Consider the following 26,887-nt stretch of genomic DNA (forward strand, 5'->3'; position numbering starts at 1 on the left):
CGAGACATTTCATGCCCAATAACGATCGACTGCTGGTGCAGATCCTGCTCCTGGTGTTGTTCGGTGCCAGCTTCTGGGTGATGGCGCCTTTCTGGTCGGCGCTGTTCTGGGGCGCGGTACTGGCCTTTGCCAGCTGGCCTCTGATGCGATTGCTGACCCGTTGGCTCAATGGCCGCGAATCCCTGGCCGCAGCGTTGCTGACCCTGGGCTGGATGGTCCTGGTGGCGGCGCCCCTGGTCTGGCTGGGTCTCAATCTGGCGGACCATGTGCGCGATGCCACGGCCTTTATCAAGGACGTGCAGGTGGATGGGCTGCCCGAGGCTCCCGCCTGGCTCGGCGGCTTGCCACTGATAGGGGAGCGGCTGGTAGGGCTGTGGGACAGCATCGACCAGCAGGGCGCGGCCCTGATGCTGGCGGTCAAGCCGTACCTGGGGCAGGTGGGCAACTGGTTGCTGGCCCGCAGTGCGCAGATTGGCGGGGGCATTCTTGAGCTGACCCTGAGTATTGTCTTCGTGTTTTTCTTCTACCGCGACGGTCCGCGCCTGGCGCTGTTCGTGCACAAGCTGCTGGAGCGCCTGATCGGTGACCGGGCCGGGTATTACATCGAACTGGTGGCCGGCACCGTGCAACGGGTGGTCAACGGAGTCATAGGTACCGCAGCGGCCCAGGGCGTGCTGGCGCTGATCGGTTTTCTGATTGCCGGCGTTCCCGGGGCGCTGGTGCTGGGGATCGTCACCTTCCTGCTCAGCCTGATTCCCATGGGACCGCCCCTGGTGTGGATTCCGGCTACGGCCTGGCTGGCCTGGAAGGGCGAATACGGCATGGCGGTGTTCCTGGGAATCTGGGGCACCTTCATCATCAGTGGCGTGGACAACGTGCTCAAGCCTTACCTGATCAGTCGCGGCGGCAACCTGCCGCTGGTGATTGTGCTGCTCGGCGTGTTCGGCGGCCTGATTGCCTTCGGCTTTATCGGTCTGTTCATCGGCCCGACCCTGCTGGCGGTGGCCTACAGCCTGTTGCTGGACTGGAGCGCTAGCCAGGCCCGGACCCAGGAACCGCGCTGATCTTCCGATTGCCGCTCCCGTGGGAGCGGCAGTTGCTTCAAGGGGCGACGTTGACGCTGTTGCCGACGCTGCTGGTGTTCAACTGATACTGCTTGCTCCAGTTGGCGATCATCTTGCCCAGGGCTTCGGCGATATTCGCCTGCTGCCCCTGGGAGCCGCTGTGCTGATTGCGTCCGGCTTGCAGCGCCGCCTTGAGCTCATCGCTGCTGATACCGCCACTGCTATTGGGAGACACCGGCTCTTGCAGCCTCAGAGGGGGAGTTGTCCTGGGTATTTGAATTTTCTACCCGTCACTACACAAGGCGCTCAGGGGCGAGGCAGGTGCAACACTGCGGTCAGGCCACCGCCCGGGGTTTCGTCCAACAGCAATTGTCCACCCATGCGCTCCGCGGCCTCGCGGGCGATGGTCATGCCCAGGCCTACGCCGCCGGAGTTACGGTTGCGCGAGCCTTCGAGGCGGAAGAAGGGCTCGAACACGGCCTCACGCTTGTCGGCGGCAATCCCCGGTCCATGGTCGATGACCCGGATCAGCAACTGCTCACGGTTGTCCTCCAGGGCCAGGGTGGCCTGCCCGGCATAGCGCAAGGCGTTGTCCAGCAGGTTGTTGAGGCAGGACTGCAGGGCCATCGGCTGCACCAGCAGGGGCGCGCAATGGCCCTGGGCCTGGACGTCGGCGCCTTGGTCCTGGGCGTTCTCGCAGAGCGACTCCACCAGCGCCTGCACATCCATCCATTGCTGCGCCTCGCTGGTGCGCTGTTCATGCAGATAGCTGAGGGTGGCATCGAGCATCTTGATCATGTCGTCCAGGTCCTGGCGCATCTGCCCTTGCAACTTGCTGTCCTCGATCTGTTCCAGGCGCAGCTTGAGTCGCGACAGCGGAGTGCGCAGGTCATGGGACACGGCGCCGAGCATGCGCCCCCGTTGCTGAACCTGTTCCTGTATGCGCTTCTGCATCTGATTGAAGGCGCTGGCCGCTTGTCGCGCTTCCCGGGGGCCGACTTCTTCCAGGGGCGGGCTGTCGAGATTTTCGCTCAGACGTTCGGCGGCATCGCTGAGGCGCTGGATGGGGCGCGATAGCAGCTTGGCGCCGTACCAGGCGGCGATGATCAAGGAGATGAACTGGAAGGTCAGGGGCACCAATGGGCCACCGAACCAGGGACGTGGCGGGCGTCTCGGGAAATGTGGTGGCGGAGCCGAAGGCTGGCCATTGCTGAGCGTCGCCGAATGGGTGGGGGGAGGTGGTGGCCGTGGTGGCCCGTAATGGTGAAACCAGAAGAATGCCAACAGGTGGGCGAGTACGATCGCGATCAGCAGGACGCCGAACAGGCGGCCGAACAGCGTATCGAAGCGCCCACGCATCAGCCGATATCTCGGGCGTCGAACAGGTAGCCCTCACCGCGTACGGTCTTGATCAACTGCGGTGATTTCGGATCATCCCCGAGCTTCTGCCGCAGGCGCGAGACCAGCAGGTCGATGCTGCGATCAAAGGCCTCGATGGAGCGTCCCCGGGCGGCGTCCAGCAGTTGTTCGCGGCTCAATACCCGGCGCGGGCGCTCGATGAATACCCAGAGCAGGCGGAACTCGGCATTGGACAGCGGCACCACCAGGCCATCGGCTGAGATCAGCTGGCGCAGGACGCTGTTCAGGCGCCAGTTGTCGAAGCGGATATTGGCTCGCTGTTCGCTGCGATCATCACGGACCCGGCGCAGGATGGTCTGGATTCGCGCCACCAGCTCTCGGGGTTCAAAGGGCTTGGCCATGTAGTCGTCGGCCCCCAGTTCCAGGCCGATGATGCGGTCGGTGGGTTCGCAGCGGGCAGTGAGCATGAGGATCGGAATATCCGATTCGGTGCGCAGCCAGCGGCACAGGGACAGGCCGTCCTCTCCGGGCAGCATCAGATCCAGTACCACCACGTCGAAGTGTTCGGCCTGCAGGGCCTGACGCATCGCAGCTCCGTCGGTGACGCCGCTGGCGTGGATGTTGAAACGCGCCAGATAGTCGATCAGCAGTTCGCGGATCGGTACGTCGTCGTCGACGATCAGGGCCCGGGTGTTCCAGCGCTTGTCGTCGCCATTGACTGCAGCTTTGGAGTCGTCGTTGAGAGGGGCTGGAGTGTTATGCATGGGGCGTTCATCTGCCAGGTAGGCTACCGGCCACCAGACGGTGACGGCGAGGTTGTGGCTTCAGCATAGGCGTCCGGCCCGGGGGCTGGAAGTGCTGTTCGAGGGTATTGCGGCTGGGGAGGGTAGCGTCGGGGGTTGTTGCTGACGTGTCGTCAGTGTATCCGGTTTGATACAAAGACCGCGTCCCCCGGGGGATTTGTTGGCCGGATCGGCATTCTCGACCACCGTTGAGGATGATTTACCTTTCATCGGGTCCCGGATCGCCACGGCTTGCGCTACAATCCGCGCCGATTTCGACTTGCCTGAGAGCCCCTTCATGTCCGCCTGCCAGACTCCTATCATCGTCGCCCTGGATTTCCCCACCCGTGACGCCGCACTGAAACTGGCCGATCAACTGGACCCGAAACTGTGCCGGGTCAAAGTCGGCAAGGAGCTGTTCACCAGCTGTGCCGCCGAGATTGTCGGGACCCTGCGCGACAAGGGTTTCGAAGTGTTCCTGGACCTGAAGTTCCACGACATTCCCAACACCACCGCCATGGCGGTCAAGGCTGCTGCGGAAATGGGCGTGTGGATGGTCAACGTGCATTGCTCCGGCGGCCTGCGCATGATGGCAGCCTGCCGCGAGGTGCTGGATCAGCGTACAGGTCCCAAACCGCTGTTGATCGGCGTCACCGTGCTTACCAGCATGGAACGTGAAGACCTGGCCGGTATCGGCCTGGACATCGAGCCCCAGGAGCAGGTACTGCGCCTGGCCGCCCTGGCACAAAAGGCCGGCATGGACGGTCTGGTGTGCTCGGCCCTGGAGGCCCAAGCTCTGAAGAGCGCCCATCCTTCCCTGCAACTGGTGACCCCGGGAATTCGTCCGGCGGGCAGCGCCCAGGACGACCAGCGGCGGATTCTCACCCCGCGTCAGGCTCTGGACGCCGGCTCCGATTACCTGGTGATTGGTCGTCCCATCAGCCAGGCGGCCGATCCGGCCAAGGCCCTGGCCGACGTAGTGGCCGAACTGGCCCTCTAAGCCTGCTGCAGGAGCTGGCTTGCTGGCGAAACGCATGCTGCGGTTCACCGGCAAGTCGGCTCCAGCAGGTTAGACCTTCAGTACCAGCTTGCCAAAGTTCTCACCGCTGAACAGCTTGGTCAGCGTTTCCGGAAAGGTCTCCAGGCCTTCGACAATATCCTCCTTGCTCTTGAGTTGCCCCTTGGCCATCCAGCCGGCCATTTCCTGTCCGGCGGCGGCGAACTGCGAGGCATAGTCCATCACCACGAACCCCTCCATGCGCGCACGGTTGACCAGTAGCGACAGGTAGTTGGCCGGGCCTTTGACCGCCTCTTTGTTGTTGTACTGGCTGATGGCGCCACAGATCACCACCCGGGCCTTGAGGTTCAGGCGGCTGAGCACCGCATCGAGAATGTCGCCTCCGACGTTGTCGAAATACACATCGACGCCTTTGGGGCACTCACGCTTGAGCCCGGCGTGCACGTCTTCGCTCTTGTAGTCGATGGCGCCGTCGAAGCCCAGTTCGTCGATGAGGAACTTGCACTTGTCCTGGCCGCCGGCAATGCCCACCACCCGGCAGCCTTTGATCTTGGCGATCTGCCCGGCGATGCTGCCCACCGCGCCTGCCGCACCGGACAGCACCACGGTTTCACCGGCCTTGGGCGCGCCGACATCCAGCAGTGCGAAATAGGCGGTCATGCCGGTCATGCCCAGGGCGGACAGGTAGCGCGGCAGAGGGGCCAGCTTGGGGTCGACCTTATAGAAGCCGCGGGGCTCGCCCAGGAAATAGTCCTGCACACCCAGGGCCCCATTGACGTAATCGCCGACTGCGAATCCCGGATTGTTCGAGGCAATCACCTGGCCCACCCCAAGGGCGCGCATGACCTCGCCAATTCCCACCGGCGGGATATAGGACTTGCCTTCATTCATCCAGCCGCGCATCGCCGGGTCCAGGGACAGGTATTCGTTCTTCACCAGAATCTGCCCCGGTGCCGGTTCGCCGACGGCAACCTGCTGGTAGGTAAAGGTCTCGCGGGTGGCCGCGCCGACGGGACGTTTGGCGAGCAGGAACTGGCGATTGGTCAGGGTGGTCATGGCAGGCACTCAAGGGGTGAATGAAGCTCTAGTTGATAGACCCTCAAGGACGTTGCCGCAAGGTTTGCCAGTCCAGCGAATGGGGGGCAATCCAGTGTGGTGATGTAGAAGGGGGGCTTTCATCACCGGGATGCATAAGACCTCAACCGGCCTTTTGATAGTGCTGACGTGACCATGGCCGGCTGTGGCTAGATTGGATTGGGTAGCTGACCCGTACTTGATCGAGGATCTGAGCAATGAGCATGACGTTTTCCGGCCAGGTGGCCCTGGTGACCGGCGCGGCCAACGGTATCGGCCGGGCGACTGCCCAGGCGTTCGCCGCAGAAGGTTTGAAGGTGGTGGTGGCGGATCTGGATGTGCTCGGAGGCGAAGAGACGGTGGCGCTTATCCAGGCGGCTGGAGGCGAGGCGCTGTTCGTGTCTTGCAACGTCACCCAGGAGGCGGATGTGCAGAACCTCATGGCCCGGACAGTCGAGGCTTATGGCCGTCTGGACTATGCCTTCAACAATGCCGGGATCGAGATCGAGAAGGGGCGCTTGGCGGAAGGCTCCCTGGATGAGTTCGACGCCATCATGGGGGTCAACGTCAAAGGGGTCTGGTTGTGCATGAAATACCAGTTGCCACTGCTGCTTGCCCAGGGCGGCGGCGCGATCGTCAATACCGCTTCGGTGGCCGGTCTGGGTGCAGCTCCGAAGATGAGCATCTACGCGGCGTCCAAGCATGCAGTGATCGGCCTGACCAAGTCAGCGGCCATTGAGTACGCCAAAAAGAAGATTCGGGTGAATGCCGTCTGCCCGGCGGTGATCGACACCGACATGTTCCGCCGTGCCTATGAGTCTGACCCGAAGAAGGCCGAATTTGCCGCGGCGATGCACCCGGTGGGGCGTATTGGCAAGGTCGAGGAGATCGCCAGTGCGGTGCTCTATCTGTGCAGTGATGGCGCCGCCTTCACCACCGGACACGCCTTGACCGTCGACGGCGGCGCCACGGCCATCTGAGTGCAGGCTCGGGCCTTGGCGCAACAGCCCGCCGGGCCCCGATGGAATCGACCTTCAGTGTCCTGAAAACGACCTCGGCGTAGCTTTTTGCCATTATTCCGACGTCAGAGACTTGTGCGCCGGTACACGCCGTTGCGACCCTTCGCAAAGACAAAATGGCCCTATTGCCATTGGGGATTGGAAGGGGACTGCGCACCATGACTTCGGCCGCGAGTGGACGTTTTGCCAACCTGGGCATGGCAAAGAAACTGGGAATCGGTTTTGCCCTGGTGTTGCTATTGACGGCCCTGGTGGCCGGTATCGGCGTTTGGTCCCTGCAAACCATCAGCCAGCGTTTCGATGGCCTCAAGCAGATGTCCCAGCTCAACAGTGGCGTGCTCAAGGTGCGACTGCTGGAGCAGGACTATGCCTTGCACGGCGATAGCAAGACGGTGGACAGCCTGCATGAAAGCCTGGATGCACTGTTGCTCCTGGCCCAGCAGCTCAAGGGGCAGTCGTCCGCCAATCAGGCGGTGATGGGGGAGGTCGAGCTGGCGCTGGCGGACTATCGCAAGGCCTTCGATGAATTCGTCGAGCTCACCCAGGCCAAGGACCTGGCCCTGGAAATGGCCAGCTGGTCGGTGTCCAGTGTGGCCAACAACCTCGATGTGCTACAGGCCGGGCTGGCAGATGACGGCGCCTATACGCTCAAGGATTCCCAGGGCAAGGAGGGCGCGGAGTTCATCGAGCAGGCCAACCAGATCAGCCAGGTCTCGCGCCTGATGCTGCAAGCCATGAACGAAGCCCGGGTGCGCCTGGACCAGAATCGCAAGGGTGATGAGCAGGGCGGTGCCGAGCAGGGCAAGATCGAACAGGCCGAACAGGCCCAGGCCCAAGCCGAACAGTTGAAGGCCGCGGTCAAGGACGCGGGCTACCAGACGGTGCTCAACGAGGTCGCTGGGCATATCGGCAACTTCAGCGAAAAGCTCAACGAATACACCGGCCTGTTGGCCCAGGAGAAACAGGTCTATCAGACGTTGCATGAGCGCGCCGCCCAGGTGATGGCGCGGGTCGATCAGGCCTATGCCGCTGAAGATCTGTCGATGCAGGGGGAGCTGGAGAAAAACACCCTGCTGATCATCGGCTCTTCGGCCCTGGCGCTGCTGGTGGGGCTGCTGGCGGCCTTGAGCATCACTCGCCTGATCGTTCGTCCGCTACGCAGTGTGATGCATGTGGCCCAGCAGATCGCTGCGGGGGACCTGAGCACCACGGTGGCGGTGACCCGGCGTGACGAGATCGGCCAGCTGATGCAGGCGATGCAGCAGATGGGCAGTGGCCTGAGCGGTATCGTCAGTGGTCTGCAGGCCGGGATCGAGCAACTGGCCAGTTCGGCCCAGTCACTGTCCTCGGTGACCGAGCAGACCAACCTTGAAGTCAGTACCCAGAAGGAAGAAACCGAACAGGTGGCCACCGCCATGAACCAGATGACCGCCACGGTGCATGATGTGGCGCGTAATGCCGAGCAAGCGGCCCAGGCCGCCCAGGCGGCGGATGACAAGGTGGAGAGTGGCCAGCAGGTCGTGCGCCAGAGCATGCAGCGGATCGAGCAGTTGGCGGATTCCGCGACCCGTGCCAGCAGCGGCATCGAGAGCCTGAGCGCAGAGATCGACAACATCGGCAGCGTGCTGGATGTCATCAAGAGCGTTGCCGAGCAGACCAACCTGCTGGCCCTCAATGCTGCCATCGAGGCGGCAAGGGCGGGGGAGCAGGGCAGGGGCTTTGCGGTGGTAGCCGATGAAGTACGAGCCCTGGCCAAACGTACCCAACAGTCCACCGAGGAGATTGCGCGCCTGGTGACTGCACTGCATGCAGCTGCCGACTCTTCAGTGCAGCAGATCCAGAGCAGCGGTGAGCTGGTGAAGCTGGCGGTCAGCGATGCCCTGCAGACTGAAAGTGCCTTGGGCAGTATTGCTGCGGCGGTGTCGTTGATTCAGCAGATGAACCAGCAGATTGCCGCCGCCGCTGAGCAACAGAGTTCGGTGGCTGAAGAGATCAATCGCAGCGTCACCAGCATTCGTGCCAGTGCCGACCAATCTTCCCTGGCCATGCAAGGCAACGCAGCATCGAGCATTGAGCTGGCGCAGTTGGGCGTCGAGTTGAAGGGGATGGTGGGGCATTTCCGCTTGTAGCGGCGAGGAGGGCGCTGTTGCAGCGAACCCCTGCCTGGCGCCGAATGTGCCAGGCAGGGGTTTTTCATATCAGTCGTAGATGGCTTTCTTCTTCCAGTCGGCGTCGGCTTCCACGGTCTTCAGGCCTTGGGTCAGCTCGTTGTCCTCGTCTGGCGCCGGCTCCAGGGTCGACAGCACCATGGAGTTGGCGCGGGCCAGGAGCTTATCCAGGTATTCCAACTGCTCCTTGTAGACCGCCGGGTCCGGTTGCTTGCGCAGGTATTGCACGCCGCGCTCAAAGGCCAGGCGGGCCTGGCCTGGCTGGTTCTGTTGCAGGGCGTATTGCCCCAGGTTGTTGAAGAACTCGATATGCAGCAGCACCAGGATGTGGCGGATCTCCTTGATCCAGCGCTTGGCTTCATTGGGTTGCAGGAAGCCGTCGTGGGCGGCACGGGTTACCTGGCCGTGCATGGCCTCCAGCAGGAAGCGTACATCCTTGGCTTTGGCCTCGGTCTGGATGGGCGATGGCGGATTGTTCACCGGAATCGATTCGCCCTGACCCACCAAGGTATTGAGTTCGGCCTGGCGCGCCTTGAGAGCGGTGTCCGTCTTGTCGAGGTTGAGCATGCGCTGCACAACATTGAGTTCCAGGCGTGTCAGCAGCAGCTTGAGGGCCGGTGACATGAACTGGCCAGGGAAGGTTTCGGTGATCTCGCCGCAGCGCCGCAGGCGATCATTGAGTTCGACTTTGGTGCGGGCCTTTTCCAGTTTGTTGTTTTCCACCACATGGTTCATGTAGCCAATGGCGATCAATAGTGCGATCCCGGCTATTACCAGCAGGGTGATCATGAGTGGTGTCACCGTTAAAACCTCGTTATAGGATTCGCGTGCGAGTGTAGTGGCTTGGCATTTAGACGCATAGCGCCGCTCGACGAGCCGGGCATGAGTTGTGCTGCTTATATTGGTATAGAACCGCCAGGGTCATCCCTAGGTTCAAATTGCCATCACCGGCTGCGGAGGACTATAACGTCTTGTCGAGTGCCAGAATATAGGCGTCAAAGCGCGGACGGCAGAAAAGCCCCAAGTGGGCCTAAAACTACTCCGAAGTCATTGATTTAAATAAAATTATATCTGGGGGTTGACGGCCTCCCAAAGCATCCATAGAATGCGCGCCACTTTCAACGGAAAGCAAATAGCAAAACGTTGAAGGAAGTGAATGCTGTAGCGTGTCCCCTTCGTCTAGTGGCCTAGGACACCGCCCTTTCACGGCGGTAACAGGGGTTCGAGTCCCCTAGGGGACGCCAATGCGGGAATAGCTCAGTTGGTAGAGCACGACCTTGCCAAGGTCGGGGTCGCGAGTTCGAGTCTCGTTTCCCGCTCCAATTTTAAACGGCACTGCTTTCGGGCGGGGTCGAGTGAAACCAGAACCAAGTCTTCGGATGCGGATCTGGACACCGAAACACACACCATGTGTTCCGGGTAGCGTGTCCCCTTCGTCTAGTGGCCTAGGACACCGCCCTTTCACGGCGGTAACAGGGGTTCGAGTCCCCTAGGGGACGCCATTTGCGGGAATAGCTCAGTTGGTAGAGCACGACCTTGCCAAGGTCGGGGTCGCGAGTTCGAGTCTCGTTTCCCGCTCCAATTTTAAACGGCACTGCTTTCGGGTGGGGTCGAGTGAAACCAGAACCAAGTCTTCGGATACGGATCTGGACACCGAAACACACACCATGTGTTCCGGGTAGCGTGTCCCCTTCGTCTAGTGGCCTAGGACACCGCCCTTTCACGGCGGTAACAGGGGTTCGAGTCCCCTAGGGGACGCCATTTGCGGGAATAGCTCAGTTGGTAGAGCACGACCTTGCCAAGGTCGGGGTCGCGAGTTCGAGTCTCGTTTCCCGCTCCAATTTCACAAAAACGCCGCTCATTGAGCGGCGTTTTTGTTTGTCTGCGATTCAACGCTTCGTCCTGCCATGGATAAAAAAAGGCCCGCCAGTCAGACGACTGTGCGGGCCTTTGTCGTGGGTCGCTTACAGCGACAGCAGCAGGCGTCCGGCGAACAGCAGCAGGATCAGCCCCATGCAGCGCTCGAACCAGTGGCCCAGACGCATGAACAGCAGGCGGACCCGGGCGCTGGAAAAGAACAGCGCGACAATGACGAACCACAGGGCGTTCACCAGGCACATCCAGGCGCCATATAGCGCCTGAATGCTCAATGGCGTGGTGGCACTGACCAGGGTGGTGAAGATCGCCAGGAAGAACAGGGTCGCCTTGGGGTTGGTGGCGTTGGTCAGGAAGCCGGTGATAAAGGCCCGCAGCAACGTCTGCTGCGGCTCGTCCGGCGCGGTGTCGCCTGGGATGCCGGTCTTGGCCTTGCTGCGCAACAGGCTGACGCCCAGGTACAGAATGTAGGCAGCGCCCAGCAGCTTGGCGGCGCTCAGCAGCCAGGGCGTAGCGTGCATCAGTGCACCGACCCCGAGCAGGGTGTAGAGCACATGCACCGAAATACCGGCGCCGATCCCCAGGGCGGTACAGACACCAGTCATTCGGCCAAAGCGCACGCTCTGGCGGATGGTGACGGCAAAGTCCGGGCCTGGGGCGACCACGGCAAGAAAGTGAACGACGGCCAGGGCAAGAAATTCCCCAAGATAATTGGACAGCATGCGGACTCCGCAAGGCAGGAAGGTGGGTAAAGACGTGGGGGCTCAGTCGAGGCTGTAGCTGACCGAAAGGGTGCCTTTTTTCTCTGCGACCGAGTCGATGATCACCCGTCCCAGCTCTTTCAGGCGCTGGACATGAGTGCCGCCGCAACCGTAGGCGGGCAACTGGCCGAAGCTGATCTGGCGCGATCCGGCGGCCAGGGAGATGTGCCGGGGGAAATCCTCGCTGATCCATTGTGCGAGGGCGTTCTGCACCCTGGCGCAGTCGATTTCTCCTGGCTGTTCGCCAGGCTTGAACGACACCCGCCCCTCGTCCGGCCAGTGATGAGCCTTGACCGGTATCCAGCCCTGGCTTTGCACGAAGTGGCCAATCAAGTGCCCGGCGGAATGCATGCGGCTGTTGAACAGGCGCTGCTCTTCATTGACGCGAGCTTCATGGCTTCCCGGCATCAGCGGCTGGGTCAGGTAATGCACGATCTGCTCGCCTTCCTGGGTGACCCGCAGCACGCGGGCCTCGCCAATAAAACCGGTATCGCTGGGTTGGCCGCCACCCTGGGGATGAAAGGGCGTGGCGTGAAGGGTCGCAGCGAACAGGTCATCTCGGGGCACGCAGGTCAGCAGTTCTACCGGGGCAGTCAGCAGGTCGTGTTCGTAGTACAGGCGAAGCGTCATTTCTCAAACCCTGGAACCAAGTGTTTTTTTATTATGAGGCTTGAGCAATTGCGTGATAATCCGTTCAAAACTCAATGGACTATTGCGTCATGAGCATAAATCTCCCCCTGCCTTTACTGGCAGAAATGGCCATCTTCGTCAGGGTCGTTGAAACCGGCAGCTTTTCCGAAGCGGCGCGTCAGCTGGGCTCCTCGCCGTCGGCGGTGAGCCGCAGCATCTCGCGGCTGGAGAAGGCCCTGGCCACGCGTCTGCTGCAACGCACCACCCGCAAGTTGCGCTTGAGCGATGGCGGCGAAGAGGTTTTCAAGCGCTGCAGCGAGATGGTCAGTGCGGCCCGTTCGGTCATGGAGATCAGCGGTCAGTTCACCCACGAGGCCGAGGGCGTGGTGCGGGTCAGTGTGCCCAAGGCGGTGGGGCGGTTCGTGGTGCATCCCCATATGCCGGAGTTTCTTCGGCGCTACCCGAAGGTGGATGTCGAACTGCTGCATGAAGACAGGGATATCGACCTGATTGAAGACAATGTCGACCTGGCGATCCGCATCACCGACCGCCCGCCGCCAGGATTGATTGGCCGTCAGTTGTTGCGCATTGATCACCTGCTGTGTGCCACCCCGCAGTATCTGGCGGAACAGGGCACGCCGTTGCACCCCCAGGACCTGCGCCAGCACAGTTGCATCTATCTTGGCGAAACCCCCAGCGATGCGCGGTGGAAATTTACCCAGGGCGGCAAGGCGGTGACTGTCGGCGTGCGCGGGCGTTATGCCGCTAACCATACAGGGGTGCGTCTGGATGCAGTGCTCCAGCACCTGGGCATTGGCAGCCTGCCGTATTTCACCGCGCGTCACGCTCTGGAACAGGGACTGATTGTCCAGGTGCTGCCGGAGTGGACCTTTCTTGCGTCCTACCACGGCGGTGCCTGGCTCCTGCATTCGCCGACCCGTTACCTGCCGCCCAAGCTGCGGGTCTTTATCGATTATCTGGTGGAGTGCTTGGCCAGGGAGCCGACCCTGAACCGCCCCGGCAAAGGAGAACGCATCTTGTAGGCGCTGGCTTGCCAGCGAAGGTGTCTCTGAGGGCGATGCAAGACCCAAGGGCCTCTTCGCCGGCAAGCCGGCTCCTACGAGGACGACGCGCTAAGGCGGGAACAAAAAAGGCCCGCCGGAAAAACCGGGCGGGCCTTGGCTGCGCGAGGCGCGGCGATCAGTGCTTGCTGTCCTGGGCGGAGAGCGCCAGCAGCTGTTTTTCCTGGTTCCAGTCGAAGGGCTCGTCGTTCTGCTCGGCTTCGAAGCGACGCTCTTCCAGGGTCTGGTACAGGTCGATTTCTTCATCGGGCATGTAGTGCAGGCAGTCACCGGCGAAGAACCACAGCAGGTCGCGAGGCACCAGATGAGCGATCTGCGGATAGCGCTGCATGATCTGGCACAGCAGGTCCTGGCCCAGGTACTGGCTTTCGATCGGGTCGATCGGCAGCGAGGCGCGCAGTTCATCGAAGCGCTCCAGGAACAGCGCGTGGCTTTCTTCGGGAACCTGTTCGGCTTCTCCCACCGCCACCAGAATGCTGCGCAGGTGGTCCAGGAGGACGAGATGATCGGCGACGACGTTGGACATGACAGGGTCCTCAAGAGCAAAACGGGCGCGGGAGTATATAGCCCCCGCGCCCGGTTTCATAATCGACCTGTCCCGAGGGACCCGCTTAGCGGGTCTTGCCCTCGCTCAAGGTCAGTTCTTCCTTGGCGAAATCATCCACGTCGATGACTTTGCGTCGCGCCGCTTCGGCGTCCCGCAGGCTCTGGGCTTCGGCCGCTTGCAGCACGCCCGCCTCCAGGGCTGCATCGATGGGCGACTCGCCCGCAGCCGGTTTGACCTGGCCGCTTTTCAGTGCTTCGTGGAGTTTTTTCTGCAGTGGATGAGCTGCACTCAGCAGGTTGCAGGCGTGTTGCAGGGCGCCTACCGGATCGTCCGTGGATTGCGGGCGATAGCAGCCGGCGAGCACCGCTTCCAGGGCCGGGTCGCCCTGGGCGCGGCCAATGATCGCCGCCACTTCGGCATCCAGGCGGTCCGACGGCCCGGTATGGCGACGGCCGAAGGGGAACACCAATATCCGTAGCAGGCAGCCGAACACTCGGCTGGGGAAGTTGCTGAGCAACTCGTCCAGGGCGCGTTCGGAGTGGCCAAGGCTTTCTTCCAGGGCCCAGGCCAGCAGGGGCCGCAGGTACTCCGGTGAATCCAGATCGTGATAGCGCTTGAGGGCTGCCGAGGCCAGGTACAGGTGGCTGAGCACGTCGCCCAGGCGCGCCGACAGACGCTCGCGGCGCTTGAGCTCGCCCCCCAGGAGCATCATGGACACGTCGGCCAGCAGGGCGAAGGCCGCAGCCTGGCGGTTCAGGGCGCGGAAGTAGCCTTGGCTGAGCTTATCTCCCGGGGCCTGTTCGAAGTGGCCCAGGCCCAGGTTCAGCACCAGGGTGCTGGCGGCGTTGCTTACGGCAAAACCAATGTGCTGGAGCAGCAGGGCATCGAATTCCTTCAGTGCCTGGTCATGGTCCTCGCGCCCGGCCAGGGCCATTTCCTTGAGCACGAAGGGGTGGCAGCGGATTGCCCCCTGGCCAAAGATCATCAGGTTGCGCGAGAGGATATTGGCGCCTTCCACGGTGATGAAGATCGGCGCGCCCTGCCAACTGCGGCCCAGGTAGTTGTTGGGGCCCATGATGATGCCCTTGCCACCGTGCACGTCCATGGCGTGGCTGATGCACTCGCGTCCGCGCTCGGTGAGGTGGTACTTGAGGATCGCCGACAGCACCGAGGGTTTCTCTCCCAGGTCCACGGCGTTGGCGGTCAGCATGCGCGCGCTGTCCATCAGCCAGGCATTGCCGCCGAGGCGGGCCAGGGCTTCCTGAATCCCCTCGAAGGCGCTGAGGGGCACATTGAACTGCTCCCGTACCTGGGCGTACTGGCCGGTCACCAGGCTGGTGAACTTGGCGGCGCCGGTGCCCACCGCTGGCAGTGAGATGGAACGGCCCACCGACAGGCAGTTCATCAGCATCATCCAGCCCTTGCCGAGCATTTCCTGACCGCCAATGAGGAAGTCCAGGGGGATGAACACGTCCTTTCCGGAATTGGGGCCGTTCATGAAGGCGGCGCCCAGAGGCAAGTGACGACGGCCGATGTCGACCCCCGGGGTGTCGGTGGGAATCAGCGCCAGGCTGATGCCCAGATCTTCCTCGTCCCCCAGCAGGTGATCCGGGTCGTGGGCCTTGAAAGCCAGCCCCAGCAGGGTGGCTACCGGGCCCAGGGTGATGTAGCGCTTTTCCCAGTTCAGGCGCAGGCCGAGGGTTTCCTCGCCTTGCCATTGGCCTTTGCAGATGATGCCGGTATCCGGCATGGCCCCGGCGTCGGAGCCCGCCAGCGGGCCGGTGAGGGCGAAGCAGGGGATGTCGTCGCCACGAGCCAGGCGTGGCAGGTAGTGGTTGCGTTGCTCGTCGGTGCCGTAATGCAGCAGCAGTTCCGCAGGGCCCAGGGAGTTGGGGACCATGACCGTGGAGGCCAGGTCGCCGCTGCGGGTCGCCAGCTTCATCGCCACCTGAGAGTGGGCGTAGGCGGAAAAGCCCTTGCCGCCGTACTCCTTGGGAATGATCAGGGCAAAGAAGCCATGTTCCTTGATATGGGTCCAGGCCGCGGGCGGCAGGTCCATATGCTGGCCAATCTGCCAGTCACTGACCATGGCGCAGAGTTCTTCGGTGGGGCCGTCGATAAAGGCTTGTTCTTCATCGGTCAGCTGGGCCTTGGGATAGGCCAGCAAGGTGTTCCAATCCGGGCGGCCGCTGAAAAGTTCGCCGTCCCACCACACGGTACCGGCGTCGATGGCGTCGCGTTCGGTTTGCGACATCGGTGGCAGGACTTTCTGGAACCAGGTGAACAGCGGTGCGCTGAAGTACTTGCGTCGCAGGTCCGGCAGCAGCAAAGGCGCGGCAACGGCCGCCAGCACTACCCAGAAAACCAGCAACAGCCAGCCGGGTGCTCGGCTGAAGGCGCCCATGGCCAGCAGGAAAACGGCCACTGCGCCCAGGGCGGGCAGAGGGGCGGTTCGGCGGTGCGCCAGATAGGCCACCCCAACCAGCAGAACCAGTATCCACAACAACAGCATATTCAATCCTCCATGAAACCAGGGGCCAAATCACCTTCAGAGCTTAGTCGGCCTCCGACAAAGCGGGTGATCGGGGCGGTGCGGGTACAGCAGTGGACTTTGCCGTCGAGCCAGGGTTTGCAAACCCGGCCCGATTGGATCGAGCCGACCCTGACCTTTGGCCGAAACGTCGTTATCGCTGGGGCGGACGCCTCGATAGACTCCAGGCTTCGCTCGGAGGTTTTGCCCATGCACGAGTACCTGCGTCCCAGCCGCTTCATCGATAGTGACCACCCTGCCGTGGTGGAGTTCGCCGAATCTCATCGCGGTGCCAGTGGTGATCCGCGACAGCAGGCGGTGAGCCTGTACTACGCAGTGCGTGAGGCCGTGCGCTACAACTTCTACGCCTTCAGTCGCGATCCCGAGACCTTGCGGGGCAGCCATGCCCTGGCCAGCGGCGAAAGCTATTGCGTGCCCAAGGCCACTTTGCTGGCCGGCTGCGCCCGTCATTGCGGGATTCCTGCACGTATCGGTCTGGCGGATGTGCGCAATCATCTGTCGACGCCCCGTCTGCTTGAGTTGCTGCGCAGCGATGTGTTCGCCATGCACGGCTACACCGAGCTGTATCTGCACGGACGCTGGGTCAAGGCGACGCCAGCGTTCAATCAGAGCCTGTGCGAGCTGTTCGATGTGGCGCCGCTGGATTTTGACGGTGTGCAGGACAGCGTTTTCCACCCCTTCAACCGCCAGGGCGACCAGTCCATGGAATACCTGGTGGACCACGGGCGCTTCGCCGATGTACCGCAGAGCCTGTTCTTTGCTCACCTGGAAAAGTGCTATCCCCATCTGTTCAATGAGCAGAGCCCTGTGGCGCTGGGGGACATGCACGGCGATTTGAGTCGCGGCTGATCAGGCGTAGACTGCCCCGGCATTCATTACTGAGGGATGGTCATGCTGAAGATCTGGGGTCGCAAGAACTCGTCGAATGTCAGAAAGGCGCTGTGGTGTGCTGAAGAGCTGGGGCTGGCTTATGAGTCCCTGGATGCCGGCGGTGCCTTTGGCGTAGTGGACACCCCGGAGTATCGGGCACTGAACCCCAATGGACGCATCCCACTGATTGAAGACGATGGCTTTGTGCTCTGGGAGTCCAACACCATCGTGCGTTACCTGGCAGCCCGGCATGCCGCCAATAGCCACTGGTACCCGGCCGATGTGCAGGCCCGGGCCAGCGCCGAGAAGTGGATGGACTGGACCACCTCGACCTTCGCTGAACCGTTCCGGCATTTGTTCTGGGGCGTATTGCGCACCCCCGCAGCGCAGCAGGACTGGCAACAGATCAATGCCGCCAAGGCCACTTGCGCCGAGCTGCTGACCCGGGTCGATCAGGCGCTGGCTTTGCAGCCCTATCTGTCGGGAGAAGAAATCGGTGTGGGCGATATCCCGCTTGGCAGCTTTATCTATGCCTGGTTCGAGATGCCCATCGAGCGGCCGTCGATGCACCATCTTGAGGCCTGGTACCAGCGTTTGAAGCAGCGTCCGGCCTATCGTCAGGCGGTGATGACCGCGTTGACTTAATACCCACTATCGATACGGGTGACTGTACTTGCGTGGCCTCGACCCGCAACATGGCGAGCGCCTGGCGTCGTTGCAATCCAGCCAGGCCGCCCTTACTTATAAAATTCCCCCATCTTGGTGCATGAATCCGATATGAGTTCCGCTCTGTCCATCCGGCAGCTAACCAAAACCTACGGCAACGGTTTCCAGGCCCTGAGTGGTATCGATCTGGATGTCGCCGAAGGTGACTTTTTCGCCCTGCTTGGCCCTAACGGGGCCGGTAAATCCACCACCATCGGCATTCTTTCGACCCTGGTGAACAAGACCAGCGGCACCGTGAATGTCTTCGGTCACGATCTGGATCGTGAACCGGCGGCGCTCAAGCGCTGCATCGGTGTGGTGCCGCAGGAGTTCAACTTCAACCAGTTCGAAAAGACCTTCGACATCGTCGTCACCCAGGCCGGCTATTACGGCATTCCGGCGAAGATCGCCAAGGAGCGGGCCGAGCAGTACCTGACCCAGCTCGGCCTCTGGGACAAGCGCGATGTACCGTCACGCTCCCTGTCCGGCGGCATGAAGCGCCGCTTGATGATTGCCCGGGCCCTGGTCCACGAGCCGCGCCTGCTGATCCTCGACGAACCCACTGCCGGGGTCGATATCGAGCTGCGCCGTTCGATGTGGAGCTTCCTCACCGAGCTCAATCAGAAAGGCATCACCATCATCCTCACCACCCATTACCTGGAAGAGGCTGAGCAGCTGTGCCGCAACATCGGCATCATCGATCACGGCACCATCGTCGAGAACACCAGCATGCGTCAGTTGCTGGGCCAGTTGCATGTGGAAACCTTCCTGCTCGACCTCAAGCACGATCTCAATGTGGCGCCGCAACTGGTGGGCTACCCGACTCGGCTGGTGGACAGCCACACCCTGGAAGTCCAGGTGGACAAGGCTGTGGGTATCACGGCGCTGTTCGGCCAACTGGCTCTGCAGAACATCGAGGTCTTGAGCCTGCGTAACAAAACCAACCGACTTGAGGAGTTGTTCGTGTCCTTGGTGGAGAAGAATTTGTCGAAGGTGGCGGTATGAGTTCGGAGTTGAAACCCAATCTGGTGGCGCTCAACACCATTGTCTATCGCGAGGTCCGACGCTTTACCCGGATCTGGCCGCAGACCCTGCTGCCGCCGGCCATTACCATGGTTCTGTACTTCGTCATCTTCGGTAACCTGATCGGTCGGCAGATCGGCGATATGGGTGGTTTCACCTATATGGAGTACATCGTGCCCGGGCTGATCATGATGTCGGTGATCACCAACTCCTACGGCAACGTGGTGTCGAGCTTCTTCGGCAGCAAGTTCCAGCGCTCCATCGAGGAATTGATGGTGTCGCCGGTATCGCCCCACACCATTCTCATCGGCTACACCCTGGGTGGGGTCCTGCGGGGCTTGATGGTGGGGATCATCGTGACCCTGTTGTCGCTGTTCTTCACCAAGCTGCAGGTGCATCACCTGGGCGTGACCGTGCTGGTGGTGGTGCTGACGGCGACTATCTTCTCGCTGCTGGGCTTTATCAACGCGGTGTTCGCGCGCAACTTCGACGATATCTCGATTATTCCGACCTTCGTGCTGACGCCCCTGACCTACCTGGGCGGAGTGTTCTACTCGATCAATCTGTTGCCGCCGTTCTGGCAGACCGTGTCCCTGGCCAACCCGGTGCTGCACATGGTCAACGCCTTCCGTTTCGGCATTCTCGGGGTTTCGGACATCAAGATCAGCGTGGCCATCACCTTCATGCTGGTAGCCACCGTGGTGCTCTATATCGGTTGTGCCCGACTGCTGGTCAGCGGGCGCGGCATGCGTCAGTAAACGCCGTGATGGTGTACTGAAAACGGCCTCCTTTGGGAGGCCGTTTTCGTTTGTCATCGCCGCTGTTGCTTGCGCCTGTGCCATTGGCGGCCGACCCACCAGCGCCAGTAGAGCATGGTCAGGCAATAGGCCAGCGCCCCCAGCACCAGTCCGGCCACCACCGAGCCGAGAAGGAAGGGTTGCCACAGGGTACTGAGCTGGCTGCTGATCCATTCCCAGGTCAGTTCGTCGGGCAGGGTGCGCGGCGGCACATTCATCAGCCAGGCGCCCAGTTGATAGGTACAGAAGAACACCGGCGGCATGGTGATGGGGTTGGTCAGCCAGACCAGGCTGACGCTGATGGGCATGTTGCCCCGCAACCAGATGGCCAGCACTGCAGCCAGCAGCATCTGCATCGGGATCGGGATAAAGGCCGCGAACAGGCCTACAGCCATGGCTCGGGCTACCGAGTGACGATTGAGGTGCCAGAGGTTGGCGTCATGCAGCAGTGTGCCGAGAAAACGTAAGGACTTGTGTTCCCGGATGCTGACCGGATCTGGCATGTAACGTTTGAATAAGTGCCGGGGCATAAGGCTTCTCGGTCAGGTCAGGCGACGATTATGACCGGATTCTAGTCGGCGAAAATTCAGACATTGTGACAAATGATAAAGCCGCACCTGCGATCCTCGGCTAAGCCAAGAGTAGGGACTGCCAAGGATGGGCTGACTGATGGCTATGGCGATGCTGGCGTTGGCCGCAGGGCTGCTGGCGCTGGGTTTCATGCCGGTGCTGCCGCCCGGCTGGTTGTTGCTGCTGATGGCGATAGGGGGGCTGATGTTGCTGCCTTTTCGTACACATCCGGTGGCATTTTTTTTGTTCGGTCTGGCCTGGGCCTGTGCATCCGGGCAATGGGCGCTAGATGATCGCCTGCCTCAGTCTCTGGATGGGCAAACCCGTTGGCTGGAAGGGCGGGTGCTCGGCTTGCCGGAACCGGGAGCGGGCGTGGTGCGCTTTGAGCTCAAGGATGCCCAGTCTCGACGAGAACGCCTGCCACGGCGAATTCGCCTGGCCTGGCACGGTGGGCCGCCCGTCAATAGCGGCGAGCGCTGGCGCTTGGCGGTCAAGCTGCGGCGGCCTGCGGGTCTGCTCAATCTTCACGGTTTCGATTACGAAGCCTGGTTGTTGGCCCGGCGTATTGGGGCCACCGGCACGGTCAAGGACGGACAACTGCTGGCGCCGGCTCGTCAGGCCTGGCGTGACGGTCTGCGCCAGCGTGTACTTGAGGTCGAGGCCCACGGCCGCGCCGCAGGCCTGGCGGCGTTGGTGATGGGCGACGGTTCGGGGCTGACGCGGGAAGATTGGCAACTGTTGCAGGACACCGGCACGGTGCACCTGATGGTGATATCCGGGCAGCACATCAGCCTGTTGGCTGGAGTGATCTACCTTGCAGTGGCAGGGCTGGCCCGTTACGGACTCTGGCCCGCGCGCTGGCCCTGGCTGCCCTGGGCTTGTGCCCTGGCCTTTGGCGGGGCACTGGGCTACGGCCTGCTGGCAGGGTTCGATGTGCCGGTGCAGAGGGCCTGCGTGATGGTGGCGCTGGTGCTGCTCTGGCGCTTGCGCTTTCGTCATCTGCGGGCTTGGTGGCCCTTGTTGCTGGCGTTGAATGCAGTGCTGTTGTTCGAGCCCCTGGCCAGCTTGCAGCCTGGGTTCTGGCTGTCCTTTGTGGCGGTGGCGGTACTCATCTTCACCTTTGCCGGGCGCCTGGGCACCTGGCGCTGGTGGCAGAGCTGGACCCGTGCCCAGTGGCTGATGGGTATCGGCCTGTTGCCGCCATTGCTGGCCCTTGGCTTACCCATCAGTCTCAGTGGTCCGTTGGCCAATCTGCTGGCCGTGCCCTGGATCAGTCTGCTGGTCCTGCCCCCGGCGTTGCTGGGCTGTCTGTTGCTGCCTGTGCCTTATGTGGGCGAAGGCCTGTTATGGCTGGCGGGGGGCTTGCTGGATGGGTTGTTCCGGTTATTGGGGGCGATGGCCGGATTATGGCCAGCCTGGGTGGCGCCGTTGATACCCCTTTGGTTTTGGGGCATCAGCAGCTTGGGGGCGCTGTTGTTGCTGTTGCCCAAGGGCGTGCCAATGCGGGTGCTGGGTTGGCCGCTGTTGCTGCTGGCGGTCTGGCCTCCCCAGGACCCCGTGCCCGAGGGAGAGGTGGAGGTCTGGCAGTTGGATGTGGGGCAGGGGTTGTCGTTTATCCTGCGTACCCGTGATCACGCGATGTTGTATGACGCCGGTGCGCGAGTCGCGGATTTCGACCTGGGGGAGCGAGTGGTGCTGCCGACGCTGCGTAAGCTTGGCATTCAACGGCTGGACTTGATGCTGCTCAGCCATGCCGATAACGATCATGCCGGTGGCGCCCTGGCAGTCCAGCGCGGGCTACCGGTGAGCCAGGTGCGCAGTGGTGAGCCCGGGGCCTTGCCCGCCGCCCTGCAATCAGCCCCCTGTGATAGCGGACTGAGCTGGGGCTGGAATGGTGCACGCTTCACTCTTTGGCAGTGGGCGGCGGCTGCAGACGGCAACCAGGCTTCCTGTGTGCTGCTGGTCGAGGCCGGCGGCGAACGCCTGCTGCTCACCGGCGATATCGACGTCCATGCTGAGCGGGCCTTGCTCGACAGTCCGCTGGCGGTTCGCACTCATTGGTTGCAGGCGCCCCATCATGGCAGCCGTACCTCATCGTCCATGGCCTTGCTCCGGCGGCTGGCACCGAAGGCGGTGCTGATTTCCCGGGGGCGGGGCAATGCCTTTGGCCATCCTCACCCCCAGGTGGTGGCGCGCTACCGGCAACTGGGCGTGGCGATCCATGACAGTGCCGAGCAAGGCGCACTGAAGCTACGACTGGGGGCTTTCGGGCAGCCTGAAAGCCTGCGGCAACAGCGGCGTTTCTGGCGCGACTTGCCAGCAATGCCTTAAATAACCGTGGGTTATTAAAGCCCCTGAGCATGCGACATCACGGTCTTCGGTGCGTCCAGCCCCTATGTTAGAGTGGCGCACTTTTTCGAGGGGACTGTCACTGTGTGGGAATTGGTCAAATCCGGCGGCTGGATGATGTTGCCGATCATTCTGAGTTCCATCGCGGCTGTGGGCATCATCGCCGAGCGTTTGTGGACCCTGCGGGCCAGCCGAGTCACCCCGCCCCATTTGTTGGGTCAGGTCTGGCGCTGGATCAAGGACAAGCAACTCAATAAGGAAAAACTCAAGGAGCTGCGTGCCGATTCGCCCCTGGGAGAGATTCTGGCGGCGGGCCTGGCCAATTCCAAGCATGGTCGCGAGATCATGAAGGAATGCATCGAGGAGGCCGCGGCCCGGGTCATTCACGAACTGGAACGCTACCTCAACGCCCTCGGCACCATCGCCGCGATGGCGCCCCTGCTGGGCCTGCTGGGCACGGTGCTGGGCATGATCGATATCTTCAGTTCGTTCATGGGGTCGGGGATGACCACCAACGCCGCAGTCCTTGCCGGTGGTATTTCCAAGGCACTGATCACCACGGCTGCAGGCTTGATGGTGGGTATTCCTTCGGTGTTCTTCCACCGTTTCCTGCAGCGCCGGGTCGATGAACTGGTGGTGGGCATGGAGCAGGAAGCGATCAAGCTGGTGGAAGTGATCCAGGGCGACCGCGATGTCGACCTGGCTGAGGGCAAAGCGTGAAATTCCGTCGCAAACCCCGGGAAACCGTGGACATCAACCTCGCGTCGTTGATCGATGTGGTGTTCATCCTGCTGCTGTTTTTCGTCGTCACCACCACCTTTACCCGGGAGACCCAACTGCGGGTCGATCTGCCGGAAGCGGTCAGCGGCTCGCCCGCCGAAGACCAGCAGGTCAAGCAGCTGGATATCGCCATCAGCGCCGATGGCGTGTTCTCGGTCAACAATCAGTTGCTGCCCAAGAATGACCTGGCGACCCTGATGGACGCCTTGCAGAAGGAGTCGGCGGGAGACACCAACCTGCCGCTGTCCATCAGTGCCGACGGCAAGACACAACATCAAGCGGTGATCACTGCCATGGACGCGGCCGGCAAGCTCGGTTTCAGCCATTTGCGCATGACCACCGTCGAGGCGGCGCCGGCACCCTGATGGCACTTTCTGATCGTCTGCTCGCCGCCTGGTACAACGGCCATCCCGCGCTGAAACTGCTGCAGCCCCTGGAATGGCTGTACCGCCGCGTGGTGGTGGGCAAGCGCCAGCGTTTCCTGGCAGGTGAGGGGGCTATCTATCAACCGCCGGTGCCCTTGATCGTGGTGGGCAACATCACCGTCGGTGGCACCGGCAAGACGCCGTTGATCCTGTGGTTGGTGGAGCACTGCCAGCGCCTGGGCCTGCGGGTCGGGGTGGTCAGTCGCGGCTATGGCGCCAAGCCGCCGCAATTGCCCTGGCGGGTGACTGCCGCTGACAGTGCCGGGGTGGCCGGCGACGAACCGCTGTTGATCGTGCAGCGCTGTGGCGTGCCCCTGATGATCGACCCGGATCGCAGCCGCGCGGTGCAGGCCTTGCTGGCTGCTGAACCGCTGGACCTGATTCTTTCCGACGATGGCCTGCAGCATTACCGCCTGGCCCGTGATCTGGAGCTGGTGCTGATCGACGCGGCCCGCGGCCTGGGTAATCGCCGCTGTTTGCCGGCCGGCCCCCTGCGCGAGCCGGTGGAGCGCCTGGAGAGTGTCGATGCACTGCTCTACAACGGCGCCTTTGATGATCGCGCCGACGGTTTTGCCTTCCACCTCAAGCCTTCGGCGCTGGTCAATCTGCAGAGCGGCGAGCGCCGCCCGGTGGAGCACTTCGCGCCAGGGCAGGCGGTGCACGCGGTGGCCGGTATCGGCAACCCCCAGCGTTTCTTCAACACCCTTGAAACGCTACACTGGCGGCCTGTCCCCCATGCATTTGCCGATCACGCCCAATACAGTGCGCAGGCCTTGGCCTTCACCCCGTCATTGCCGCTGGTCATGACCGAAAAAGATGCGGTCAAGTGCCGTGACTTTGCGGCTGCCGACTGGTGGTACCTGGCGGTGGACGCCGTGCCGTCCGCGGCCTTCATCGCCTGGTTCGATACCCAACTGATGCGTCTGCTGCCTGATCGTCTGTTGCCTTAATAGCTTTTATCCAGGGAATCCTCATGGACACCAAACTGCTCGACATCCTGGCCTGCCCGATCTGCAAAGGCCCTCTTAAACTCAGCGCCGACAAGACCGAGCTGATCAGCAAGGGCGCCGGCCTGGCCTATCCGATTCGCGATGGCATTCCGGTGATGCTGGAAAGCGAGGCCCGTACCCTGACCACCGAAGAGCGTCTGGACAAATGAGCAGCGCCTTCACCGTGGTCATCCCGGCGCGTTTCGCCTCCACCCGCCTGCCAGGCAAACCCCTGCAACTGATCGCCGGTAAGCCGATGATCCAGTGGGTCTGGGAGCAGGCCTGCAAGAGCAGCGCCGAGCGGGTGGTGGTGGCCACCGATGATCAGCGTATCGTCGAGGTCTGCCAGGGCTTTGGCGCGCAAGCGCTGCTGACTCGGGAAGACCACAACTCGGGTACCGATCGTTTGGCGGAAGTCGCGGGCAAGCTCGGCTTGGCGGCAGATGCCATTGTGGTCAACGTCCAGGGCGATGAGCCGCTGATTCCACCTTCGGTGATCGATCAGGTGGCGGCCAACCTGGCGGCCCATACCGAAGCGCGCATGGCCACCCTGGCCGAGCCGATCGAGGACGCAGAGACCCTGTTCAATCCGAACGTGGTCAAGGTGGTCACTGACCTCAACGGCCTGGCCCTGACCTTCAGTCGCGCCACCTTGCCGTGGGCCCGGGATGCCTTTGCCAAGTGTCGTGATCAGCTGCCGGAAGGCGTGCCTTATCGCCGGCACATCGGTATCTACGCCTACCGTGCGGGTTTTCTCCATGACTTCGTCAGCTGGGGTCCGTGCTGGCTGGAAAACACCGAGTCCCTGGAGCAGTTGCGTGCCCTGTGGCACGGCGTGCGCATCCACGTCGCCGATGCTCTGGAAGCGCCTCCCACCGGCGTCGATACCGCCGAAGACCTTGAGCGCGTTCGGCGCCTGCTGGAGGCTTGATGCGGGTTCTGTTTGTCTGCCTGGGCAATATCTGCCGCTCGCCCACCGCCGAAGGCGTGCTGCGCCGCAAATTGGATGAAGCCGGCCTGGGTCATCAGGTTCAGGTCGCGTCCGCCGGTACCAGCGATTGGCACGTCGGCAAGGCGCCGGACAAGCGCAGCCAGCAGGCGGCCTTGCGGCGCGGCTACGACCTTTCTGCGCAACGGGCGCAGCAGGTCGGCAGCGCCGATTTCGCCGTGTATGACCTGATTTTCGCCATGGACCAGAGCAACCTGCGCAACCTCAAGGCCTTGCAGCCGGCCCGGGGCAAAGCCGAGCTGGACCTATTCCTGCGCCGCTACGAGGCGCCGCTGGATGAAGTGCCGGACCCGTATTACGACGGTGAGCAGGGCTTCGAGCAGGTACTGGACCTGATCGAGGATGCCTGTGACCGGTTGGTGATCGAATTGAAGGGGCGGTTATGAGCCTGGACATTCAATCCGATGTGTCCCTCAAGCCGTTCAACAGTTTCGGGGTCGAGGTCAGGGCGCAATGGTTCGCCCAGGCCCACAGTGATGACGACGTGCGCGAGGCCCTGGCCTATTGCGCCGATCAGCAGTTGCCACTGCTGGTGATTGGCGGTGGCAGCAACCTGCTGCTGACTGCGGATATCCGGGCACTGGTGCTGCGCATGGCCACCCGTGGCATTCGCTTGCTCAGCGATGATGGGCAGCGGGTGGTGGTGGAAGCCGAGGCCGGCGAAACCTGGCATCCCTTTGTGCAGTGGACTTTGGAGCAGGGCTTGTCCGGGCTGGAGAACCTCAGCCTGATCCCCGGCACCGTCGGCGCCGCGCCAATGCAGAACATCGGTGCCTATGGTGTCGAGATCAAGGACGTGTTCGTCGGTCTCACCGCCCTGGACCGGCAGACCGGCGAGCTGCGGGACTTCGATCTGGCCCAGTGCCAGTTCGCCTACCGCGACAGCCTGTTCAAGCATCAGGCCGGTCGCTGGCTGATTCTGCGGGTGCGTTTTGCCCTCAATCGTGTCGATCACCTGCATCTGGAATACGGTCCGGTGCGTCAGCGCCTGAGTGAACAGGGCATCGAACAGCCGACCGCCAGGGATGTCAGCCGGGCGATTTGCAGTATCCGCAGCGAGAAACTTCCCGACCCGGCGGTGCTTGGCAATGCCGGCAGCTTCTTCAAGAACCCGGTGGTATCGGCGATGTTGGCGGCGCAGATCAAGCAGTCGCATCCGGGGCTGGTGGGTTATCCCCAGGCCGATGGGCAAGTGAAGCTGGCGGCCGGCTGGCTGATCGAGCAGGCGGGCTGGAAAGGCTTTCGCGATGCCGATGCCGGCGTTCATCGCCTGCAATCCCTGGTGCTGGTGAACTACGGTACGGCCACAGGCTTGCAGCTGTTGGAGTTGGCCCGGCGCATCCAGCGCGATATTGCCGAGCGCTTCGGTGTCGAGCTGGAGATGGAGCCGAATCTGTATTGAGGCCGCTCTTGAACTAAGCTCAGCGCTTGAGTCCAAAG

Annotated in this window: 26 protein-coding genes, 6 tRNA genes and 2 pseudogenes; 24 read left to right on the forward strand and 10 right to left on the reverse strand. The window is 62.3% G+C overall.

Features of this window, described 5'->3' with window-relative positions; translation table 11 throughout:
* Positions 1-11: 11 nt before the first annotated feature.
* Positions 12-1,064, forward strand: a complete 1,053-nt coding sequence (locus P7C00_RS09550; RefSeq protein WP_346631925.1) for an AI-2E family transporter — start codon at positions 12-14, stop codon at positions 1,062-1,064.
* A 37-nt stretch (positions 1,065-1,101) separates the two neighbouring features.
* Here P7C00_RS09550 and P7C00_RS09555 read toward each other — a convergent pair.
* The 3 genes and pseudogenes from P7C00_RS09555 to P7C00_RS09565 form a co-directional block, all read right to left on the reverse strand.
* Positions 1,102-1,290 (reverse strand): annotated as a pseudogene (locus P7C00_RS09555) (calcium-binding protein); the annotation flags it as partial.
* A gap of 80 nt (positions 1,291-1,370) precedes the next feature.
* On the reverse strand, positions 1,371-2,423 hold the full coding sequence (locus P7C00_RS09560; protein WP_346631924.1) for a HAMP domain-containing sensor histidine kinase: 1,053 nt from the start codon (positions 2,421-2,423) through the stop codon (positions 1,371-1,373).
* Positions 2,423-3,187, reverse strand: a complete 765-nt coding sequence (locus P7C00_RS09565; RefSeq protein ID WP_346631923.1) for a response regulator — start codon at positions 3,185-3,187, stop codon at positions 2,423-2,425. The genes P7C00_RS09560 and P7C00_RS09565 overlap by 1 nt, the downstream gene beginning before the upstream one ends.
* 316 nt (positions 3,188-3,503) lie before the next feature.
* Here P7C00_RS09565 and pyrF point away from each other — a divergent pair, with 316 nt between their 5' ends.
* Positions 3,504-4,205: an orotidine-5'-phosphate decarboxylase gene (pyrF, locus tag P7C00_RS09570; protein WP_213664951.1), complete on the forward strand. Its 702-nt coding sequence runs from the start codon at positions 3,504-3,506 to the stop codon at positions 4,203-4,205.
* A 69-nt stretch (positions 4,206-4,274) separates the two neighbouring features.
* On the opposite strand, the gene P7C00_RS09575 is transcribed toward pyrF, so the two are convergent.
* Positions 4,275-5,279, reverse strand: a complete 1,005-nt coding sequence (locus tag P7C00_RS09575; protein WP_346631922.1) for an NADP-dependent oxidoreductase — start codon at positions 5,277-5,279, stop codon at positions 4,275-4,277.
* A gap of 236 nt (positions 5,280-5,515) precedes the next feature.
* Between P7C00_RS09575 and P7C00_RS09580 the strand changes: the two genes are divergently transcribed.
* From P7C00_RS09580 to P7C00_RS09590, 3 genes and pseudogenes are all read left to right on the forward strand, one after another.
* Positions 5,516-6,277, forward strand: coding sequence for an SDR family oxidoreductase (locus P7C00_RS09580; RefSeq protein ID WP_346631921.1), 762 nt, complete (start codon positions 5,516-5,518; stop codon positions 6,275-6,277).
* 1,082 nt (positions 6,278-7,359) lie between these two features.
* Positions 7,360-7,584 (forward strand): annotated as a pseudogene (locus P7C00_RS09585) (HAMP domain-containing protein); the annotation flags it as partial.
* A complete protein-coding gene (locus P7C00_RS09590; protein WP_371826160.1) occupies positions 7,582-8,445 on the forward strand; it encodes a methyl-accepting chemotaxis protein in 864 nt (287 codons plus the stop codon). The pseudogene P7C00_RS09585 and the gene P7C00_RS09590, both read left to right, overlap by 3 nt.
* A gap of 69 nt (positions 8,446-8,514) precedes the next feature.
* On the opposite strand, the gene P7C00_RS09595 is transcribed toward P7C00_RS09590, so the two are convergent.
* Complete coding sequence (locus tag P7C00_RS09595; RefSeq protein ID WP_346631919.1) at positions 8,515-9,285, reverse strand: hypothetical protein; 771 nt, start codon at positions 9,283-9,285, stop codon at positions 8,515-8,517.
* A gap of 367 nt (positions 9,286-9,652) precedes the next feature.
* Here P7C00_RS09595 and P7C00_RS09600 point away from each other — a divergent pair.
* The 6 genes from P7C00_RS09600 to P7C00_RS09625 all read left to right on the forward strand — a co-directional run bounded on the left by P7C00_RS09600 (position 9,653) and on the right by P7C00_RS09625 (position 10,324).
* A tRNA-Glu gene (locus tag P7C00_RS09600) sits at positions 9,653-9,728 on the forward strand.
* Between the two features lie 2 nt (positions 9,729-9,730).
* A tRNA-Gly gene (locus P7C00_RS09605) sits at positions 9,731-9,806 on the forward strand.
* A gap of 104 nt (positions 9,807-9,910) precedes the next feature.
* Positions 9,911-9,986, forward strand: a tRNA-Glu gene (locus tag P7C00_RS09610).
* A 3-nt stretch (positions 9,987-9,989) separates the two neighbouring features.
* Positions 9,990-10,065 (forward strand) — tRNA-Gly (locus P7C00_RS09615).
* A gap of 104 nt (positions 10,066-10,169) precedes the next feature.
* Positions 10,170-10,245, forward strand: a tRNA-Glu gene (locus tag P7C00_RS09620).
* A gap of 3 nt (positions 10,246-10,248) precedes the next feature.
* Positions 10,249-10,324: transfer RNA gene (locus P7C00_RS09625), tRNA-Gly, on the forward strand.
* A 124-nt stretch (positions 10,325-10,448) separates the two neighbouring features.
* On the opposite strand, the gene P7C00_RS09630 is transcribed toward P7C00_RS09625, so the two are convergent.
* On the reverse strand, positions 10,449-11,081 hold the full coding sequence (locus tag P7C00_RS09630) for a LysE family transporter (RefSeq protein ID WP_346631918.1): 633 nt from the start codon (positions 11,079-11,081) through the stop codon (positions 10,449-10,451).
* Positions 11,082-11,123: 42 nt separating this feature from the next.
* Entirely contained in the window at positions 11,124-11,750 is a 627-nt protein-coding gene (locus tag P7C00_RS09635) for an alanyl-tRNA editing protein (protein ID WP_346631917.1), read from the reverse strand.
* 89 nt (positions 11,751-11,839) lie between these two features.
* On the opposite strand from P7C00_RS09635, the gene P7C00_RS09640 reads away from it, so the two are divergent.
* Positions 11,840-12,793 (forward strand): LysR family transcriptional regulator, encoded by a 954-nt coding sequence (locus P7C00_RS09640; RefSeq protein ID WP_123725726.1) that lies wholly within the window; start codon positions 11,840-11,842, stop codon positions 12,791-12,793.
* A 157-nt stretch (positions 12,794-12,950) separates the two neighbouring features.
* Here the strand turns inward: P7C00_RS09640 and P7C00_RS09645 are convergent, their stop codons facing one another.
* Positions 12,951-13,358, reverse strand: a complete 408-nt coding sequence (locus P7C00_RS09645) for a PA2817 family protein (RefSeq protein WP_346631916.1) — start codon at positions 13,356-13,358, stop codon at positions 12,951-12,953.
* Between the two features lie 85 nt (positions 13,359-13,443).
* Positions 13,444-15,891 carry an acyl-CoA dehydrogenase gene (locus tag P7C00_RS09650; protein ID WP_404938760.1) on the reverse strand — a complete coding sequence of 816 codons (2,448 nt, stop codon included), beginning with the start codon at positions 15,889-15,891 and terminating at the stop codon, positions 13,444-13,446.
* Between the two features lie 228 nt (positions 15,892-16,119).
* On the opposite strand from P7C00_RS09650, the gene P7C00_RS09655 reads away from it, so the two are divergent.
* The 4 genes from P7C00_RS09655 (at position 16,120) to P7C00_RS09670 (ending at position 19,286) form a co-directional block, all read left to right on the forward strand.
* The gene (locus P7C00_RS09655; RefSeq protein ID WP_346631914.1) at positions 16,120-16,779 is read left to right on the forward strand and encodes a transglutaminase family protein; all 660 of its coding nucleotides are present in this window, start codon (positions 16,120-16,122) and stop codon (positions 16,777-16,779) included.
* Between the two features lie 42 nt (positions 16,780-16,821).
* Positions 16,822-17,445 carry a glutathione S-transferase family protein gene (locus tag P7C00_RS09660; RefSeq protein WP_404938762.1) on the forward strand — a complete coding sequence of 208 codons (624 nt, stop codon included), beginning with the start codon at positions 16,822-16,824 and terminating at the stop codon, positions 17,443-17,445.
* A 132-nt stretch (positions 17,446-17,577) separates the two neighbouring features.
* Positions 17,578-18,510, forward strand: coding sequence for an ABC transporter ATP-binding protein (locus tag P7C00_RS09665; RefSeq protein ID WP_346631912.1), 933 nt, complete (start codon positions 17,578-17,580; stop codon positions 18,508-18,510).
* Positions 18,507-19,286 (forward strand): ABC transporter permease, encoded by a 780-nt coding sequence (locus P7C00_RS09670; protein ID WP_102863930.1) that lies wholly within the window; start codon positions 18,507-18,509, stop codon positions 19,284-19,286. Before P7C00_RS09665 ends, P7C00_RS09670 begins: the two co-directional genes overlap by 4 nt.
* 53 nt (positions 19,287-19,339) lie before the next feature.
* Here the strand turns inward: P7C00_RS09670 and P7C00_RS09675 are convergent, their stop codons facing one another.
* Positions 19,340-19,855: a DUF2062 domain-containing protein gene (locus tag P7C00_RS09675; RefSeq protein WP_346631911.1), complete on the reverse strand. Its 516-nt coding sequence runs from the start codon at positions 19,853-19,855 to the stop codon at positions 19,340-19,342.
* Positions 19,856-19,994: 139 nt separating this feature from the next.
* On the opposite strand from P7C00_RS09675, the gene P7C00_RS09680 reads away from it, so the two are divergent.
* From P7C00_RS09680 to murB, 8 genes are all read left to right on the forward strand, one after another.
* The gene (locus tag P7C00_RS09680; RefSeq protein WP_404938764.1) at positions 19,995-22,226 is read left to right on the forward strand and encodes a DNA internalization-related competence protein ComEC/Rec2; all 2,232 of its coding nucleotides are present in this window, start codon (positions 19,995-19,997) and stop codon (positions 22,224-22,226) included.
* Between the two features lie 102 nt (positions 22,227-22,328).
* Positions 22,329-22,964 (forward strand): MotA/TolQ/ExbB proton channel family protein, encoded by a 636-nt coding sequence (locus P7C00_RS09685; protein ID WP_025128684.1) that lies wholly within the window; start codon positions 22,329-22,331, stop codon positions 22,962-22,964.
* Positions 22,961-23,389 (forward strand): biopolymer transporter ExbD, encoded by a 429-nt coding sequence (locus P7C00_RS09690; RefSeq protein WP_346631909.1) that lies wholly within the window; start codon positions 22,961-22,963, stop codon positions 23,387-23,389. The genes P7C00_RS09685 and P7C00_RS09690 overlap by 4 nt, the downstream gene beginning before the upstream one ends.
* On the forward strand, positions 23,389-24,399 hold the full coding sequence (gene lpxK / locus P7C00_RS09695; RefSeq protein WP_346631908.1) for a tetraacyldisaccharide 4'-kinase: 1,011 nt from the start codon (positions 23,389-23,391) through the stop codon (positions 24,397-24,399). The genes P7C00_RS09690 and lpxK overlap by 1 nt, the downstream gene beginning before the upstream one ends.
* Before the next feature lie 23 nt (positions 24,400-24,422).
* A complete protein-coding gene (locus P7C00_RS09700) occupies positions 24,423-24,608 on the forward strand; it encodes a Trm112 family protein (RefSeq protein WP_011060103.1) in 186 nt (61 codons plus the stop codon).
* Positions 24,605-25,369, forward strand: a complete 765-nt coding sequence (gene kdsB, locus P7C00_RS09705) for a 3-deoxy-manno-octulosonate cytidylyltransferase (RefSeq protein ID WP_346631907.1) — start codon at positions 24,605-24,607, stop codon at positions 25,367-25,369. Before P7C00_RS09700 ends, kdsB begins: the two co-directional genes overlap by 4 nt.
* Positions 25,369-25,833 carry a low molecular weight protein-tyrosine-phosphatase gene (locus P7C00_RS09710; protein WP_123725733.1) on the forward strand — a complete coding sequence of 155 codons (465 nt, stop codon included), beginning with the start codon at positions 25,369-25,371 and terminating at the stop codon, positions 25,831-25,833. Before kdsB ends, P7C00_RS09710 begins: the two co-directional genes overlap by 1 nt.
* A complete protein-coding gene (gene murB, locus P7C00_RS09715; RefSeq protein ID WP_346631906.1) occupies positions 25,830-26,849 on the forward strand; it encodes a UDP-N-acetylmuramate dehydrogenase in 1,020 nt (339 codons plus the stop codon). The genes P7C00_RS09710 and murB overlap by 4 nt, the downstream gene beginning before the upstream one ends.
* The last annotated feature ends 38 nt before the right edge of the window (positions 26,850-26,887 follow it).

It is taken from the genome of Pseudomonas sp. JDS08PS003 (assembly GCF_045013505.1).
Classification (GTDB): Bacteria; Pseudomonadota; Gammaproteobacteria; order Pseudomonadales; family Pseudomonadaceae; genus Aquipseudomonas; species Aquipseudomonas protegens_B.

Excerpts from the sequence above, each read along its gene's own strand:
- murB (WP_346631906.1), top strand. The coding sequence starts at position 25,830 with ATGAGCCTGGACATTCAATCCGATGTGTCCCTCAAGCCGTTCAACAGT.
- P7C00_RS09665 (WP_346631912.1), top strand. The coding sequence starts at position 17,578 with ATGAGTTCCGCTCTGTCCATCCGGCAGCTAACCAAAACCTACGGCAAC.
- lpxK (WP_346631908.1), top strand. The coding sequence starts at position 23,389 with ATGGCACTTTCTGATCGTCTGCTCGCCGCCTGGTACAACGGCCATCCC.
- P7C00_RS09645 (WP_346631916.1), bottom strand. The coding sequence starts at position 13,358 with ATGTCCAACGTCGTCGCCGATCATCTCGTCCTCCTGGACCACCTGCGC.
- pyrF (WP_213664951.1), top strand. The coding sequence starts at position 3,504 with ATGTCCGCCTGCCAGACTCCTATCATCGTCGCCCTGGATTTCCCCACC.
- P7C00_RS09590 (WP_371826160.1), top strand. The coding sequence starts at position 7,582 with ATGGGCAGTGGCCTGAGCGGTATCGTCAGTGGTCTGCAGGCCGGGATC.
- P7C00_RS09630 (WP_346631918.1), bottom strand. The coding sequence starts at position 11,081 with ATGCTGTCCAATTATCTTGGGGAATTTCTTGCCCTGGCCGTCGTTCAC.
- P7C00_RS09640 (WP_123725726.1), top strand. The coding sequence starts at position 11,840 with ATGAGCATAAATCTCCCCCTGCCTTTACTGGCAGAAATGGCCATCTTC.
- P7C00_RS09550 (WP_346631925.1), top strand. The coding sequence starts at position 12 with ATGCCCAATAACGATCGACTGCTGGTGCAGATCCTGCTCCTGGTGTTG.
- P7C00_RS09700 (WP_011060103.1), top strand. The coding sequence starts at position 24,423 with ATGGACACCAAACTGCTCGACATCCTGGCCTGCCCGATCTGCAAAGGC.
- kdsB (WP_346631907.1), top strand. The coding sequence starts at position 24,605 with ATGAGCAGCGCCTTCACCGTGGTCATCCCGGCGCGTTTCGCCTCCACC.
- P7C00_RS09575 (WP_346631922.1), bottom strand. The coding sequence starts at position 5,279 with ATGACCACCCTGACCAATCGCCAGTTCCTGCTCGCCAAACGTCCCGTC.
- P7C00_RS09670 (WP_102863930.1), top strand. The coding sequence starts at position 18,507 with ATGAGTTCGGAGTTGAAACCCAATCTGGTGGCGCTCAACACCATTGTC.
- P7C00_RS09635 (WP_346631917.1), bottom strand. The coding sequence starts at position 11,750 with ATGACGCTTCGCCTGTACTACGAACACGACCTGCTGACTGCCCCGGTA.
- P7C00_RS09580 (WP_346631921.1), top strand. The coding sequence starts at position 5,516 with ATGAGCATGACGTTTTCCGGCCAGGTGGCCCTGGTGACCGGCGCGGCC.
- P7C00_RS09675 (WP_346631911.1), bottom strand. The coding sequence starts at position 19,855 with ATGCCCCGGCACTTATTCAAACGTTACATGCCAGATCCGGTCAGCATC.
- P7C00_RS09710 (WP_123725733.1), top strand. The coding sequence starts at position 25,369 with ATGCGGGTTCTGTTTGTCTGCCTGGGCAATATCTGCCGCTCGCCCACC.
- P7C00_RS09650 (WP_404938760.1), bottom strand. The coding sequence starts at position 15,891 with ATGCTGTTGTTGTGGATACTGGTTCTGCTGGTTGGGGTGGCCTATCTG.
- P7C00_RS09565 (WP_346631923.1), bottom strand. The coding sequence starts at position 3,187 with ATGCATAACACTCCAGCCCCTCTCAACGACGACTCCAAAGCTGCAGTC.
- P7C00_RS09560 (WP_346631924.1), bottom strand. The coding sequence starts at position 2,423 with ATGCGTGGGCGCTTCGATACGCTGTTCGGCCGCCTGTTCGGCGTCCTG.
- P7C00_RS09660 (WP_404938762.1), top strand. The coding sequence starts at position 16,822 with ATGCTGAAGATCTGGGGTCGCAAGAACTCGTCGAATGTCAGAAAGGCG.
- P7C00_RS09680 (WP_404938764.1), top strand. The coding sequence starts at position 19,995 with ATGGCTATGGCGATGCTGGCGTTGGCCGCAGGGCTGCTGGCGCTGGGT.
- P7C00_RS09655 (WP_346631914.1), top strand. The coding sequence starts at position 16,120 with ATGCACGAGTACCTGCGTCCCAGCCGCTTCATCGATAGTGACCACCCT.